Source organism: Mycobacterium sp. 852002-40037_SCH5390672 (assembly GCF_001665875.1).
Taxonomy (GTDB): Bacteria; Actinomycetota; Actinomycetes; order Mycobacteriales; family Mycobacteriaceae; genus Mycobacterium.
Map to the genome: position 1 here is coordinate 45833 of NZ_LZTA01000047.1, position 14426 is coordinate 60258.

The following is a 14426-nucleotide window of genomic DNA, read 5'->3' on the forward strand; positions in this document are numbered from 1 at the left end:
GGTGCGGTGCCAACTTTAACAGTACGCTTGTCCTGCATTACGAAGGCACTCCTGATTTCAGTCTTGTCGCCGCGGCCGCCGCTTTAAACCCCACTGGCGCACCAATCCGCGTCGAGACACAACGCACGGCCAGGCGGCGCCGCCATGACCGAGCGCTGCGCGCGGGCCGATCGCGTACGGTGCCTCTAGCACCACCGCAGGAGGGACGCGCCGCCGCAGGAGGGAAACAATGACCGGGCAAGATTCTTTCGTCGGACCGCTGCCACAAACGGTTCCTTTTCTGCCCGCCTACATTCCGGTCGACGTCGACATGACCGTGGTGAAGGCTCAGGTCGCCGCCACCGGAGTCAGCGCCCCGCCGGACGCGATGCCGGGACTGCTCGACGTGGTCAACCAGGCGCACGCCGAGGGCATCAACCTCAAGATCGTGCTGCTCGACCACAACCCGCCGAACGACACCCCGCTGCGCGACATCTCGACGGTGGTCGGTGCGGACTATCACGACGCGACGGTTCTGACGCTCAGCCCGAGCTACGTCGGGTCGTACAGCACGCAATTCCCCCGCGTCACGCTCGAGGCCGGCGAGGACATCGCCAAGACGGGCAACCCCGTGGTCTCCGCACAGCATTTCTTGCATGAGTTGGACACGCCCGAGTTTCCGTGGACCGGCCTGACGATTTTCCTGTTGATCGCGGTCTTCGCCGCGGCCGTCGGCACCCGCTGGTTGCAGTTGCGTAGTAAGCCCTCAGCAACATCGGATGACAGCGCAACGACCCCCGCCGGCGACTCCAATACCGCCGTCTAACCACGGGCATTCGTTCCTTCGGGTTCCACCGGGGAACGGTCACGACCTCTCGCGGCAAACCGGCCAGGTCACCGTTCGGTCACATTAAACGCACGTAGAGAGTGCGATTTCGGTGGAGCGTTTGCACGCCCACACGTGTGACGTACGGTGCAAACGATGCTGGTGTTGTCTTTGGCGCCTTTCGGGCTATCTGTGGCTGGCGCCACCCGTCGTGTTGAGCCGTAGGAGACCTGAGTCGAATGAGACGCACACGCTGGGGGTCTTCTGCGCGACCGGTCGCAAGGCTGGTGCGGCCCGTCATCCCATCCGTTTTGAGCCTCGCCTTTCTGATAGCAACCCCCGGCCTCGCGGAGGCCGATCCCACCGCCGACAACCTGGCCGCACTCATCGCCAACGTCGCCAAGGCCAACCAGCGGCTGCAGAACCTGAGCGCCGAAATCCAGACCGAGCAAGAAAGCGTCAACAAGGCCCTGGTCGACGTGGAGACCGCACGGGACAACGCGGCCACCGCCCAACACGATCTGGACGCCAGCCAGCAGGCGGTCAAAGACGCCAACATCGCCATCGCCGGGGCGCAGCACCGCTTCGACACATTCGCCGCGGCCACATACATGAATGGGCCGTCGAACAGCTACCTGACGGCGAGCAGCCCCGACGACATCATCGCCACCGAGGCCGCCGCCAAGAACCTGACCACGAGTTCGCAGACCGTGATGGCCAAGCTGCAGCAGGCCCGCACCGAGCAGGTGAACAAGGAATCGGCGGCGCGGCTGGCCAAGCAGAACGCCGACAAGGCCGCCGCCGACGCCAAGTCCAGCCAGGACACCGCCGTGGCGGCGCTGACCAACTCCAAGCAGAAGTTCGATCAGCAACGCGAAGACATCATTCGCCTTGCCACCGAACGGGACCAGGCTCAGGTCAAGCTCGAGGCGGCCAAGCGCGAAGCCGCGCGCCAATGGTCCACGGGTGCGGGTGGGTCCGGAGCATCGGCGTCGGGTGATCGGTGGGAGACCGGATCGCCGGGCGCCCCGGTCCCGTCGGCCGGGGGGCGGCAATGGGACGGCGCCTGGGACCCCACGTTGCCGATGATCCCCAGCGCCAACGTTCCCGGCGACCCGATCGCGGTGATCAACCAGGTGCTGGGCATCTCGGCCACCTCGACCCAGGTGACCGCCGGCCTGGGCCGCAACTTCCTACAGCAGATGGGGATCCTCAAGCCCGACGACACCGGCATCACCAACGCGGGCTCCGGCGGGGTCGGGGGACGGATTCCCCGGGTCTACGGGCGCCAAGCCACCGAGTACGTGATCCGGCGCGGCATGTCGCAGATCGGTGTGCCCTACTCCTGGGGTGGCGGCAACGCGGCCGGGCCGAGTAAGGGAATCGACTCCGGGGCCGGCATCACCGGCTTCGACTGTTCGGGTCTGGTCCTGTATTCGTTCGCCGGGGTCGGCATCAAGCTGCCGCACTACTCGGGTTCGCAGTACAACCTGGGTCGCAAGATCCCGTCCTCCCAGATGCGGCGCGGCGACGTCATCTTCTACGGCCCGGGCGGCAGCCAGCACGTGACGATCTACCTCGGCGACGGCCAGATGCTCGAGGCTCCCGACATCGGGTTGAAGGTTCGCGTCGCCCCGGTACGAACCAGCGGCATGACGCCCTACGTGATCCGGTACATCGAATGGTGATCGAGTGAGTACTGAACGGACAGCCATGCGCCGCAATCGGTTTCGCCTCATCAACCTCGCCTGGATCACCGCTGTGGTGTCCGGGCTGATGTTTTCTGTGGCCGCGCCGGCTCCCCTTGCCGGGGCCGACCCCGGCCAGTGGGACCCCACCCTGCCGGCCCAGATCAGTGCCGGCGCCCCGGGAGACCCGCTCGCCGTCGCCAACGCCTCGCTGCAGGCCACCGCCCAGGCCACCCAGACCACGATGGACCTGGGCAAGCAATTCTTGAGCGGGCTCGGGATCAACCTCGGTGGCGATCCTCCCGCCGCGGCGAGCTCTCCTAGCAACCCCGGCGGCAAGATTCCGCGGGCAAACGGCCGGCAGGCCATCGAGTACGTGATTCGCCGGATGGGCTCCCAGATGGGAGTGCCTTATTCGTGGGGCGGCGGCTCGCTGGACGGCCCCAGCAAGGGCGTCGGCGACGGCGCCAACATCAACGGCTTCGACTGCTCGGGCCTGATGCGCTACGGCTTCGCCGGGGTCGGCGTGCTGATCCCGCGGTTCTCCGGTGACCAATACAACGCCGGGCGCCACATCCCGCCGGATCAGGCCAGGCGCGGCGACCTGATCTTCTACGGCCCGGGCGGTAGCCAGCACGTCACCATGTACCTGGGCAACGGCCAGATGCTGGAGGCATCGGGCAGCGCCGCCAAGGTGACGGTCAGCCCGGTTCGAAAGCCCGGCATGACGCCGTTCCTGACCAGGATCATCGAGTACTGACTCCGGGTGCGTCCGGACGGTCGGGCCCCCACGGCGGGTGCACCAGCGTCGACGTAATTCGGCGGGCCTGGAATAGTTGGACGCGGGCGCGTCGCTGGCCCACGACATCGGTCGTGTCAGCAGTCGTGTCCGATTGAGCTTTGTCCGTTGAGCGGTGGAAGGTAGCAGTTCATGACAGCAGTAGGTGGGCCGCCGCCAGGCGCCAGCGGTTACTCCGGCCCGGGCGGCCAATCCGGCCCGGCTCACGAAGCGCCGGCCGGCGGCGGTAATGGACTGGCCGCCGAGGTTCAGACCCTGGAACGGGCCATCTTCGAGGTCAAGCGGATCATCGTCGGCCAGGACCAGCTCGTGGAGCGCATGCTGGTCGGCCTGCTGTCCAAGGGACACGTGCTGCTCGAGGGTGTGCCCGGTGTGGCCAAGACGCTGGCCGTCGAGACGTTCGCCAAGGTGGTCGGCGGGACGTTCGCGCGTATCCAGTTCACCCCCGACCTGGTGCCCACCGACATCATCGGTACCCGCATCTACCGCCAGGGCAAGGAAGAGTTCGACACCGAGCTCGGCCCGGTGGTCGCCAATTTCCTGCTCGCTGACGAGATCAACCGTGCGCCGGCCAAGGTGCAGTCGGCGCTGCTGGAGGTCATGCAGGAACGCCAGGTCTCGATCGGCGGCAAGAGGTTCCCGCTGCCCAACCCGTTCCTGGTGATGGCGACGCAGAACCCGATCGAGCACGAGGGTGTGTACCCGCTGCCCGAAGCCCAGCGCGACCGCTTCCTGTTCAAGATCAACGTCGGCTACCCGTCACCGGAGGAGGAGCGGGAGATCATCTACCGGATGGGCGTGCGCCCGCCGGAGCCCAAGCAGATCCTGAACACCGGCGACCTGCTGCGGCTGCAGGACATCGCGGCCAACGGCTTCGTCCACCACGCTCTGGTCGACTACGTGGTGCGCGTGGTGACCGCCACCCGCCATCCCGAGCAGCTCGGCATGAACGACGTCAAGACGTGGATCTCGTTCGGGGCCTCGCCGCGCGCGTCGCTGGGCATCATCGCCGCGTCCCGGTCGCTGGCGCTGGTCCGCGGCCGTGACTATGTGATCCCGCAAGACGTCGTGGACGTCATCCCCGACGTGCTGCGCCACCGGCTGGTGCTCACCTACGACGCCCTGGCCGACGAGATCTCGCCGGAAATCGTCATCAACCGGGTGCTGCAGACGGTGGCCCTGCCTCAGGTGAATGCCGTTCCGCAGCAAGGTCATTCGGTGCCCCCGGTGATGCAGCCCGCCGGCGCGGCCAGCGGTCGGTGACCGACACAAACCCCGCCGGGCGGCGCGCGGCTTCTGTTCATCCGCCATCGATGCAGCGGGGTCAGATCGATGACCCGAAGCTGTCGGCGGCGCTGCGCACCCTCGAGCTCACCGTCAAACGCAAGCTCGACGGTGTCCTGCACGGCGATCACCTCGGCCTGATTCCGGGGCCGGGCTCAGAGCCGGGGGAGTCGCGCGAATATCAGCCCGGCGACGACGTCCGTCGGATGGACTGGGCCGTCACCGCGCGCACCACGCACCCGCACGTGCGGCAGATGATCGCCGACCGCGAGCTGGAAACCTGGCTGGTGGTCGACATGTCGGCCAGCCTGGACTTCGGGACCGTGGGCTGCGAGAAACGGGACCTGGCGGTGGCGGCCGCGGCCGCGATCACCTTCCTCAACAGCGGGGGCGGCAACCGGCTGGGGGCGGTCGTCTCCACCGGCGCCAACATCACGCGAGTGCCGGCCCGCTCCGGGCGTCAGCACGAGCAGACGCTGTTGCGCACCATCGCCACCACGCCCCGCGCCCCGGTCGGGGTGCGCGGTGATCTGGCCACGGCGATCGACGCCCTGCGCCGGCCGGAACGCCGCCGCGGCATGGCGGTGATCATCAGCGACTTCCTGGGGCCGATCAACTGGATGCGTCCGCTGCGGGCGGTCGCCGCCCGGCACGAGGTGCTGGCCATCGAGGTGCTCGACCCGCGCGACGTGGAGCTGCCCGATATCGGCGACGTGGTGCTGCAGGACGCCGAGTCCGGCGTCACCCGCGAGTTCACCATCGACGCCCAGCTGCGTGACGATTTCGCCAAGGCCGCCGCGGCGCACCGCGCCGATGTGGCGCGCACCATCCGCAGCTGCGGGGCCCCGATACTGACGCTGCGCACCGACCGTGACTGGATCGCCGACATCGTGCGGTTTGTGGAATCCCGTCGGCGCGGTGCATTGGCAGGGCGGCAGTGACACTGCCCCTACTGGGCCCAATGTCGTTGTCGGGCTTCGAACATTCGTGGTTCTTCCTGTTCTTGCTAGTCGTCTTCGGGCTGGCCGCGCTCTACATCCTGATGCAGTTGGCGCGCCAGCGGCGCATGCTGCGGTTCGCCAACATGGAGCTGCTGGAAAGCGTGGCCCCCAAACGGCCTTCGACCTGGCGTCACGTCCCGGCGATCCTGCTCGTGGCCTCGCTGGTGCTGTTCACCATCGCGATGGCCGGCCCGACCAACGACGTCCGGATTCCCCGCAACCGCGCGGTGGTGATGCTCGTCATCGACGTCTCGCAGTCCATGCGGGCCACCGATGTCGCGCCCAACCGGATGGCGGCGGCGCAGGACGCCGCAAAGCAGTTCGCCGACGAACTCACCCCGGGCATCAATCTCGGGCTGATCGCCTACGCGGGGACCGCGACGGTGTTGGTATCCCCGACGACCAGCCGGGAGTCGACCAAGGCCGCGCTGGACAAGCTGCAGTTCGCCGACCGCACCGCCACCGGGGAGGGCATCTTCACCGCCCTGCAGGCCATCGCGACGGTCGGCGCGGTGATCGGCGGCGGCGACAAACCGCCGCCGGCGCGCATCGTGTTGTTCTCCGACGGCAAGGAGACGATGCCGACCAATCCGGACAACCCGAAGGGCGCCTTCACCGCCGCGCGCACCGCCAAGGACCAGGGCGTGCCGATCTCGACCATCTCGTTCGGCACCCCGTACGGCTTCGTGGAGATCAACGACCAGCGCCAGCCGGTGCCCGTCGACGACGAGACGCTGAAGAAGGTGGCCCAGCTTTCCGGTGGGAACGCCTACAGCGCAGCGTCATTGCAGGAACTGAAGTCGGTGTACGCGACGCTGCAGCAGCAGATCGGATACGAGACGATCAAGGGCGACGCCAGCGTGGGATGGGTGCGGCTGGGTGCGCTGGTGTTGGCGCTGGCGGCACTGGCGGCGTTGCTGATCAACCGGCGCTTGCCGACCTAGGCCCCGCTATCGCCCGCGAGCGTAAGCACACTGCGAATTTCGGCCCGAAGTTTCGCAGTGCACTTACGCTCGCGAAGCGCGTGCCTCGCGCACTCGGCGGATGATGTCGTCGGGACGGTCCTCGGCGATGACCCGGACGACGATCCAGCCGTAACGCTCGAGCATCTCGAGCCGGCGGATGTCTTTGACATACTGGGCACGACTGGCCCGATGATGGTCGCCGTCATACTCGACGGCTACCTTGATGTCCTTCCAGCCCATGTCCAAATATGCTTCGGCCCAACCCCATTCGTTGCGCACCGCGATCTGTGTCTGGGGAGGCGGAAAGCCCGCTGTAATCAACAGCAGGCGCAGCCAGGTCTCCTTGGGAGATTGCGCTCCATCGTCAACTAGTTCGAGAGCGGCGCGAGAATTCTTCATGCCCCGGCGCCCCCGATATCGCTCGGCCAACAATTCGACGTCAGCCATTTTCAGATCGGTTGCCTGCACGAGGGCGTCGATCGCAGCGACCGCGGCACCCCGCTGGCATCGCCTGGACAAATCGAGCGCCGTTCGGGCCGGTGTGGTGACTCGCATGCCGTCGACGACCGTAATCTCGTCGGACTCGATGCGCTCTTCCCAGACTTGCACGCCCGCCGTGGGGCACCGGTTGGTGTCGATGATCGCGGCGGGCAGCGTCGGGTCGATCCATTTCGAGCCGTGCAGCGCTGAGGCGGAAAAGCCGGCAAGTATGCCGCGGCGTCGAGACCGCAGCCAGCAGGCCTTCGCCCGCAATACCGCTGTCAACTCGAGGTCTCTGCGCACGTATACGTCTTTGTGCAGCGCTGCATATCGACTGCGCAGCTCATATGGAGTCAAAGCGCCGACGGCCAGGGCTTCACTGCCTAAGAAGGGGTCCGTCATGAGGAGAGTGTGCAAACCCACACCGACAGGGCCCGCGAGCGTAAGCCCGCTGCGGAAATGCGGTCCGGAAATCGCCTCCTGGTTACGCTCGCGGCGCTAAACGGGGGAGGTTTCGGCCGTTGCGGGCCGAGGCGATAAGTTGGCCGGGTGACTGACGCAGCCACCGAGAACATCTCCGAGCCCGCCACCAACGGCGGCAAACCGGCATTCGTATCCCGTTCAGTCCTGGTCACGGGCGGAAACCGGGGCATCGGGCTGGCGATCGCGCAGCGGCTGGCCGCCGACGGCCACAAGGTCGCCGTCACGCACCGCGGATCGGGGGCGCCCGAGGGGTTGTTCGGCGTCGAGTGTGACGTCACCGACAGCGACGCCGTTGACCGTGCCTTCAAAGCGGTCGAAGAGCACCAGGGCCCGGTCGAGGTGGTGGTGTCCAACGCCGGCGTCTCCGCGGACGCGTTTCTCATCCGGATGACCGAGGAGAGATTCGAGAAGGTCATCGACGCCAACCTCACCGGGGCATTCCGGGTGGTCCAGCGCGCTTCGCGCAGCATGCAGCGAAAGCGGTTCGGCCGGTTGATCTTCATCGGTTCGGTGTCGGGCACCTGGGGTATCGGCAACCAGGCCAACTACGCTGCCTCCAAGGCCGGGGTGATCGGCATGGCCCGCTCGATCGCCCGGGAGCTGTCCAAGGCCAACGTGACCGCCAATGTGGTCGCCCCCGGCTACATCGACACCGACATGACCCGCGCGCTGGATGAGCGGATCCAGGAGGGCGCACTGGAGTTCATCCCCGCGAAGCGGGTCGGCACGGCCGCCGAGGTCGCCGGGGTGGTCAGCTTCCTGGCGTCCGAGGATGCGAGTTACATCTCCGGTGCGGTCATCCCGGTCGACGGCGGCATGGGCATGGGTCACTGACTTCAACCAGGACACAAGGACTTCAACCAGACTTAAGGACGGACATGGCAGGACTGCTCGACGGCAAACGGATTCTGATCTCGGGGATCATCACCGATTCGTCGATTGCGTTTCACATCGCCAAGGCGGCCCAGGAGGCGGGTGCGCAGCTGGTGCTGACCGGGTTCGACCGGTTGCGCCTGATTCAGCGCATCGCCGACCGGTTGCCGGAGAAGGCGCCGCTGATCGAACTCGACGTGCAGAACGAAAAGCACCTGGACTCACTCGCCGAGCGGGTGACGGCCGAGATCGGCGAGGGCAACAAGCTCGACGGTGTGGTGCACTCGATCGGCTTCATGCCGCAGACGGGGATGGGCATCAACCCGTTCTTCGACGCGCCGTATGAGGATGTCTCCAAAGGCATTCACATCTCGGCGTACTCGTATGCCTCGCTGGCCAAGGCGACGCTGCCGATCATGAATCCCGGCGGCTCCATCGTGGGCATGGACTTCGACCCCAGCCGGGCCATGCCGGCCTACAACTGGATGACGGTGGCCAAGAGCGCGCTGGAATCGGTCAACCGTTTCGTGGCGCGCGAGGCGGGCAAGTTCGGCGTACGCTCCAATCTCGTTGCCGCGGGCCCTATCCGCACGCTGGCCATGAGCGCCATCGTGGGCGGTGCGCTCGGCGAAGAGGCCGGCGCGCAGATGCAGCTGCTCGAAGAGGGCTGGGACCAGCGCGCCCCCATCGGCTGGAACATGAAGGACCCGACGCCGGTCGCCAAGACGGTGTGCGCGCTGCTCTCGGATTGGCTGCCGGCGACGACGGGGACCATCATCTACGCCGACGGCGGCGCAAGCACCCAATTGCTGTAAACGGCAATGGAATTCGACGCCGTCCTGCTGCTGTCCTTCGGTGGGCCGGAAGGCCCCGAGCAGGTTCGGCCATTCTTGGAGAACGTCACGCGGGGCCGTAACGTGCCGCCGGAACGACTCGATGACGTCGCCGAGCACTACCTGCATTTCGGTGGGGTGTCACCAATCAACCGGATCAACCTGGCGCTGATTGAGCAGTTGCGCGCCGAGCTCGAAGGCCGCGGCCTGGGCCTCCCGGTCTATTTCGGCAACCGCAACTGGGAGCCCTACGTCGAAGACACCGTCGCCACGATGCGGGACAACGGAATTCGTCGGGCAGCGGTATTCACCACGTCGGCGTGGAGCGGCTATTCCAGCTGCACGCAGTACGTCGAGGATATCGCCCGGGCGCGCGAGGCGGCCGGACCGGATGCGTCCGAATTGGTCAAGCTGCGGCCCTATTTCGACCATCCGCGGTTCGTGCAGATTTTCGCCGACACCATCGGCGCGGCCTCGGGCGCCCTGACCGCCGAGCAGCAAGCCGGTGCGCGTCTGGTGTTCACCGCGCATTCCATCCCCGCGGCCGCCGACGACCGTCTGGGGCCCCGGCTGTACAGCCGCCAAGTCGCCTATGCCGCAAGCCTTGTGGCGACCGCCGCCGGGTACTCCGACTACGACCTGACGTGGCAGTCCCGCTCGGGACCGCCCCAGGTTCCGTGGCTACAGCCCGACGTTGCCGACCACTTGGCCACCCTGGCCGAGGCCGGCACCAAGGCCGTCATCGTCTGCCCGATCGGGTTTGTGGCCGATCACATCGAGGTGGTGTGGGATCTCGACAACGAGTTGGCATCCCAGGCCGAGGCGGCGGGCGTGGCAATGGTGCGGGCCTCGACGCCCAACGCCCATCCGCATTTCGCGCAGTTGGCCGCCGACCTGATCGACGAGCTGCGATACGGCCGGACGCCCGATCGGGTGGCCGGAACCGATCCCGTGCCCGGTTGCCTTGCCAGCGTCAACGGTGCGCCATGCGTGCCACCGCACTGCGCGGCGGGCCGCCAACAGGATTAGTCGCCCCAGGCCGAATGCAGGATCGCGGTCACGGCCGCCATCCGCGCCGAACGCACCACGGCGGTCAGTGGTCGCAGCGCATCGCTGGCGATGCGGGCCTCCGAGGATGATTGCGTTCCCAGCGGTTCCAGGCCGGCGGCGACGGGCGCGGTGAAACGGTCCGGAGAGTCGGATCGACTCAGCCCCGCGCTGACCGCGATGATCGCGTCGACGTGCGCGGCGTTCTCCAGCACCCGCAGCGCGCGCGTCGGCGCGTGGTCGGGAATGCGATGTTGCCGTGCGGATTCCAGGAGTTGCTCGACCAGTCCACGCGGGTCGTCCACGTCGGCCGCCGCGGCTCCCAGCCCGATGGCGCCCAGTGCGTCGGCGGCCGAGCGCACGGCCGACCGCAGCGTGTATTCGGCATCGCCGAGCTCGTGATGGTCCAGCACCGGTGCGCCGGGCAGCGAGTACACCGTCCACGTCAGCGCGCACAACTCCGCCAGCCGTGTCTCGTAGTCCTCGGGCCCATCCTCGTCGTCCTGATAGGAGAATTCGGGCACCAGGCCGACGGCACTGGCGGAGTTGCGGGGATTTGCGATGATGACCGCCTCACCGGCGGCCAGGGCGTCCCGCTCGAACTGCGTTCCGGGGGCCAGCCCGCGCACATCGCCGGGTACCGGCAAAATCACGTTGATCGTCCCGCGCATCAAGCCGGTCCCACCGGACGTCGGCGTCGTCCGCCCAATCGCGGCACGCAATGTCTGTAGCAGTGTGACCGTTCCGGCGTCATGGACATCGGGCCAGGGCAGCCCCGTGTGCCCCGCGGCGACGGCATCATACGCGGTCACCGATTGCTTTGGCGCCCAAACGGATAACGCGTCCAAGACGTCGTCGGGCGCGGCCTTTCCGGCGAGCCAGGCATTGGCCCACACGGACAGCGAAACACTGGGACACCACACGATCACGCAGTGTAGTTGTTTTGCCCGGCAAAGGCGGATCACGCGTATTCTTGCCGCATGCACGCCGCGGTGCTTTGGCTAATATTCGCGCTGGTGCTGGCCGGTGCGGAGGCACTCACCGGCCATTTGTTTTTGGTGATGCTCGGTGGGGGCGCACTGGCCGCGGCGGCTACCAGTTGGTTGGCCGACTTTCCGGTGTGGGCGAACGGGGCGGTGTTCCTGGTCGTCTCGGTGCTGCTGCTGGTGCTGGTTCGCCCTCCCCTGAAGCGGCGGCTGACGCCGGCCGGGGCACCGCGGTTGGGAATCGAGGCGCTGCAGGGCAAGACCGCGCTGGTGCTCGAGCGGGTCGCGCGCGACGAGGGCCAGGTGAAACTGGACGGCCAGGTGTGGTCCGCGCGCCCGCTCGACGACGCCGATGTCTACGAACCCGGCGAGCCGGTCACCGTCATGCAGATCGACGGCGCTACCGCCGTGGTCTTCAAGAGCAGTCTGTAGCGGCGAGAAACGCTGCTAAGGGAAGGAAGTCCGATGCAAGGTGCGGTTGCTGGTTTGGTGCTGCTGGCCGTCTTGGTGATCTTCGCCATCGTCGTGGTGGCCAAGTCGGTGGCGCTGATACCTCAGGCAGAGGCCGCGGTGATCGAACGGCTGGGACGATACAGCCGCACGGTCAGCGGGCAACTGACGTTGTTGGTGCCGTTCATCGATCGGGTTCGTGCCCGGGTGGATCTGCGTGAGCGGGTGGTGTCGTTCCCGCCGCAGCCGGTGATCACCGAGGACAACTTGACCCTCAACATCGACACGGTGGTCTACTTCCAGGTCACCGTTCCCCAGGCGGCCGTCTACGAGATCAGCAACTACATCGTCGGCGTCGAGCAGCTCACCACCACCACGCTGCGCAACGTCGTCGGCGGCATGACGCTGGAGCAGACGCTGACGTCGCGCGACATGATCAATGGCCAGCTGCGCGGCGTGCTCGACGAGGCGACCAACCGCTGGGGTCTGCGGGTCGCGCGGGTGGAATTGCGCAGCATCGATCCGCCGCCGTCGATCCAGGCGTCGATGGAGAAGCAGATGAAGGCCGACCGCGAGAAGCGGGCGATGATTTTGACCGCCGAAGGTATGCGCGAGGCGGCGATCAAGGAGGCCGAGGGGCAGAAGCAGGCGCAGATCCTGGCCGCCGAGGGCGCCAAGCAGGGCGCGATCTTGGCCGCCGAGGGCGACCGGCAGTCCCGGATGCTGCGTGCCCAGGGTGAACGCGCCGCGGCGTACCTGCAGGCGCAGGGGCAGGCCAAGGCGATCGAGAAGACGTTCGCCGCGATCAAGGCCGGCCGGCCCACCCCGGAAATGCTGGCCTACCAGTATTTGCAGACGCTCCCGGAGATGGCGCGCGGTGACGCCAACAAGGTGTGGGTGGTGCCGAGCGACTTCAGCGCGGCGTTGCAGGGATTCACCAAGCTGCTGGGATCCCCGGACCAGGACGGGGTGTTCCGATTCCAGCCATCGCCGGTTGAGGACGCGCCCAAGCACAGCGCCGACGACGACGCCGAGGTCGCCGACTGGTTCTCCACCGAAACCGACCCCGCGATCGCCCAGGCGGTGGCCAAGGCGGAGGCGATAGCGCGCCAGCCGGTGGATGGCCCGGCGGGGGAGCTGACTCCCTAGGATTGTGGGATGAGTGCGTTGACTTCACCGAAGACCTATGCGGCGCTCGCCGCCTTCCACGCCGTCGACGCGGTGGCGTGCGGCGTCCAGGTGGCTCCGATCAAGAAGACGCTGGACGCCGTGGGCGTCCCGGAGAACATCCGGCCCGTGCTGCCGGTGGTGAAAACGGCCGCCGCCGTCGGCTTGCTGTCGGTTCACCGTTTTCCCGCACTGGCGCGCCTGACGACGGCGATGCTGACGTTGTACTTCGTGCTGGCGGTCGGCGCGCATGTCAGGGTGCGCGACAAAGTCGTCAACGGCCTTCCCGCCGCGTTGTTTTTGGCGCTGGTCGCCGCGATGACGATCAAGGGACCGGACCGGAGTTAGTCCAGGCGCAACTCAACCAGCGGCAGCGGGGTATCGGTGTCGGTGATCGGGACGCCGAGAGTTTCCTCGAGCACCGGTCGCATCTGCTCCCACGCCATGCGATGCCGGCTGAGATAGGCGGCCAGCGCGCGGTCGGCCTCCTGTTGGTCGAGGACGCGGGCGGTGGCGGTTCTGGGCGCGTGGCTGCCGGCGTAGACCCGCACCCGCGGGTTGGCTTGGATGTTGCGGAACCACTGGGCTTTTCGGCCGAACCCGGAGGCGACGACGTAGGTGTCCGGCGAGGCGTGGCCTATGACCTCCAACACCACATAACGCGGTGCTCCGGACTTGCGGCCGATGTGCTCGAGCATCAGCATGCGGGATCCCAATAGTGCGCCCGCGCGGGCTTTGTAGATCCAGATCGGTGCGCGCATGAGACGGCGTGACCGCAGTACCCGTGCGCCGGCGCTGACGAAAAGACTTGTGCTGGACACCTTTACCTCCATTGCTCTTTCACCTGTTGTTGATTCCGTCGCGATAGACCGCGAACACTTCGCGGGCCCAGCGCCGCATTCCCGCATCCGAAAGCGGGTCCACGCCGAGCACTTCGGTCAGGCGGGGGCGCAGAGTCAGTACCGCGAGGTCATTGACAAGCAAAAACGCCGCCCGCACCTCCGCATCCGCGCCGGGACTGGCGGTTCCGGCCGCAACCATGGCATCGAGAGTGGCTTGGCTGATCCGGAAAAGCCTGTCGAACAACGTTGAACCCGCCCGGCCCCCGGTTATCAGCAGCCGGCCCAGATACGCCGGGATCGCCGAATCGGGTGGCAAATAGGTGGCCAGGCCGTCGAGCAGGCTCGGCACCGCGGCGGGCTCGAGTCCAACCGCGGCCGTCTGCTCCGTCATCCGCGTCAGCAGGACTTCGAACGTTGTGACGACGTGATTGTCGACGATATCGACCAGCCCGTCTTTCGAGCCGTAATGCCTGATGAGCAGGGCCGCTGAAACGCCCGCCGCAGTCGCGATGTCGCGCAGGGTGACCGCGTCGGGGCCACGCTCGGCGAACAGCCGCAGCGCTTCGTCCCGGATCCGGGCTCGGGCTGTTCGGTCATCCGGTAGCGGTGAATGCACGTTTACAATTATAAACAAACGTTTACTAGGAGTGCGGCGTGGGGGACGGTGGCGTGGCTTATACACATCTCCGAGCCCACGAGACGCGTAGTAATCTCGTATGCCGG

At 67.0% G+C, this 14426-nt stretch carries 16 protein-coding genes; 12 read left to right on the forward strand and 4 right to left on the reverse strand.

Annotation, left to right across the window (positions count from 1 at the left end; all coding sequences use genetic code 11):
• Positions 1-229: 229 nt before the first annotated feature.
• The 6 genes from A5782_RS08445 (at position 230) to A5782_RS08470 (ending at position 6521) form a co-directional block, all read left to right on the forward strand.
• Positions 230-805, forward strand: a complete 576-nt coding sequence (locus A5782_RS08445; protein ID WP_067097814.1) for a DUF6676 family protein — start codon at positions 230-232, stop codon at positions 803-805.
• A gap of 239 nt (positions 806-1044) precedes the next feature.
• The gene (ripA, locus tag A5782_RS08450; protein WP_067097818.1) at positions 1045-2493 is read left to right on the forward strand and encodes an NlpC/P60 family peptidoglycan endopeptidase RipA; all 1449 of its coding nucleotides are present in this window, start codon (positions 1045-1047) and stop codon (positions 2491-2493) included.
• Positions 2494-2518: 25 nt separating this feature from the next.
• On the forward strand, positions 2519-3253 hold the full coding sequence (ripB, locus tag A5782_RS08455) for an NlpC/P60 family peptidoglycan endopeptidase RipB (protein WP_067097821.1): 735 nt from the start codon (positions 2519-2521) through the stop codon (positions 3251-3253).
• A 171-nt stretch (positions 3254-3424) separates the two neighbouring features.
• On the forward strand, positions 3425-4555 hold the full coding sequence (locus A5782_RS08460; protein WP_067097824.1) for a MoxR family ATPase: 1131 nt from the start codon (positions 3425-3427) through the stop codon (positions 4553-4555).
• 50 nt (positions 4556-4605) lie between these two features.
• Complete coding sequence (locus tag A5782_RS08465; protein WP_067097827.1) at positions 4606-5517, forward strand: DUF58 domain-containing protein; 912 nt, start codon at positions 4606-4608, stop codon at positions 5515-5517.
• Complete coding sequence (locus tag A5782_RS08470) at positions 5514-6521, forward strand: VWA domain-containing protein (RefSeq protein WP_067097830.1); 1008 nt, start codon at positions 5514-5516, stop codon at positions 6519-6521. The genes A5782_RS08465 and A5782_RS08470 overlap by 4 nt, the downstream gene beginning before the upstream one ends.
• A 63-nt stretch (positions 6522-6584) precedes the next feature.
• Here A5782_RS08470 and A5782_RS08475 read toward each other — a convergent pair whose 3' ends face one another.
• Positions 6585-7424 carry a hypothetical protein gene (locus A5782_RS08475; RefSeq protein ID WP_067097833.1) on the reverse strand — a complete coding sequence of 280 codons (840 nt, stop codon included), beginning with the start codon at positions 7422-7424 and terminating at the stop codon, positions 6585-6587.
• Positions 7425-7571: 147 nt separating this feature from the next.
• Between A5782_RS08475 and fabG1 the strand changes: the two genes are divergently transcribed.
• From fabG1 to A5782_RS08490, 3 genes are read left to right on the forward strand one after another with little or no spacing between them, the layout of a single operon-like run.
• Entirely contained in the window at positions 7572-8339 is a 768-nt protein-coding gene (gene fabG1 / locus A5782_RS08480; RefSeq protein WP_067097836.1) for a 3-oxoacyl-ACP reductase FabG1, read from the forward strand.
• 44 nt (positions 8340-8383) lie between these two features.
• Positions 8384-9193: an NADH-dependent enoyl-ACP reductase InhA gene (gene inhA / locus A5782_RS08485; protein ID WP_067097838.1), complete on the forward strand. Its 810-nt coding sequence runs from the start codon at positions 8384-8386 to the stop codon at positions 9191-9193.
• Between the two features lie 6 nt (positions 9194-9199).
• Entirely contained in the window at positions 9200-10240 is a 1041-nt protein-coding gene (locus A5782_RS08490) for a ferrochelatase (RefSeq protein ID WP_067097841.1), read from the forward strand.
• On the opposite strand, the gene A5782_RS08495 is transcribed toward A5782_RS08490, so the two are convergent.
• A complete protein-coding gene (locus A5782_RS08495) occupies positions 10237-11181 on the reverse strand; it encodes a hypothetical protein (protein ID WP_067097870.1) in 945 nt (314 codons plus the stop codon). The genes A5782_RS08490 and A5782_RS08495 overlap by 4 nt on opposite strands.
• 57 nt (positions 11182-11238) lie before the next feature.
• Here A5782_RS08495 and A5782_RS08500 point away from each other — a divergent pair, with 57 nt between their 5' ends.
• Genes A5782_RS08500 through A5782_RS08510 form a run of 3 tightly spaced genes read left to right on the forward strand, consistent with a single transcriptional unit; the run spans position 11239 to position 13209 of the window.
• A complete protein-coding gene (locus A5782_RS08500) occupies positions 11239-11676 on the forward strand; it encodes an NfeD family protein (RefSeq protein ID WP_067097844.1) in 438 nt (145 codons plus the stop codon).
• 33 nt (positions 11677-11709) lie between these two features.
• A complete protein-coding gene (locus A5782_RS08505) occupies positions 11710-12843 on the forward strand; it encodes an SPFH domain-containing protein (RefSeq protein ID WP_067097846.1) in 1134 nt (377 codons plus the stop codon).
• A gap of 9 nt (positions 12844-12852) precedes the next feature.
• The gene (locus tag A5782_RS08510; RefSeq protein WP_067097849.1) at positions 12853-13209 is read left to right on the forward strand and encodes a DoxX family protein; all 357 of its coding nucleotides are present in this window, start codon (positions 12853-12855) and stop codon (positions 13207-13209) included.
• Here A5782_RS08510 and A5782_RS08515 read toward each other — a convergent pair.
• Together A5782_RS08515 and A5782_RS08520 are read right to left on the reverse strand one after the other, a co-directional pair.
• Positions 13206-13622 (reverse strand): nitroreductase family deazaflavin-dependent oxidoreductase, encoded by a 417-nt coding sequence (locus A5782_RS08515; protein ID WP_082942842.1) that lies wholly within the window; start codon positions 13620-13622, stop codon positions 13206-13208. The genes A5782_RS08510 and A5782_RS08515 overlap by 4 nt on opposite strands.
• Positions 13623-13701: 79 nt before the next feature.
• Complete coding sequence (locus A5782_RS08520; protein WP_067097854.1) at positions 13702-14319, reverse strand: TetR/AcrR family transcriptional regulator; 618 nt, start codon at positions 14317-14319, stop codon at positions 13702-13704.
• Between the last annotated feature and the right edge of the window lie 107 nt (positions 14320-14426).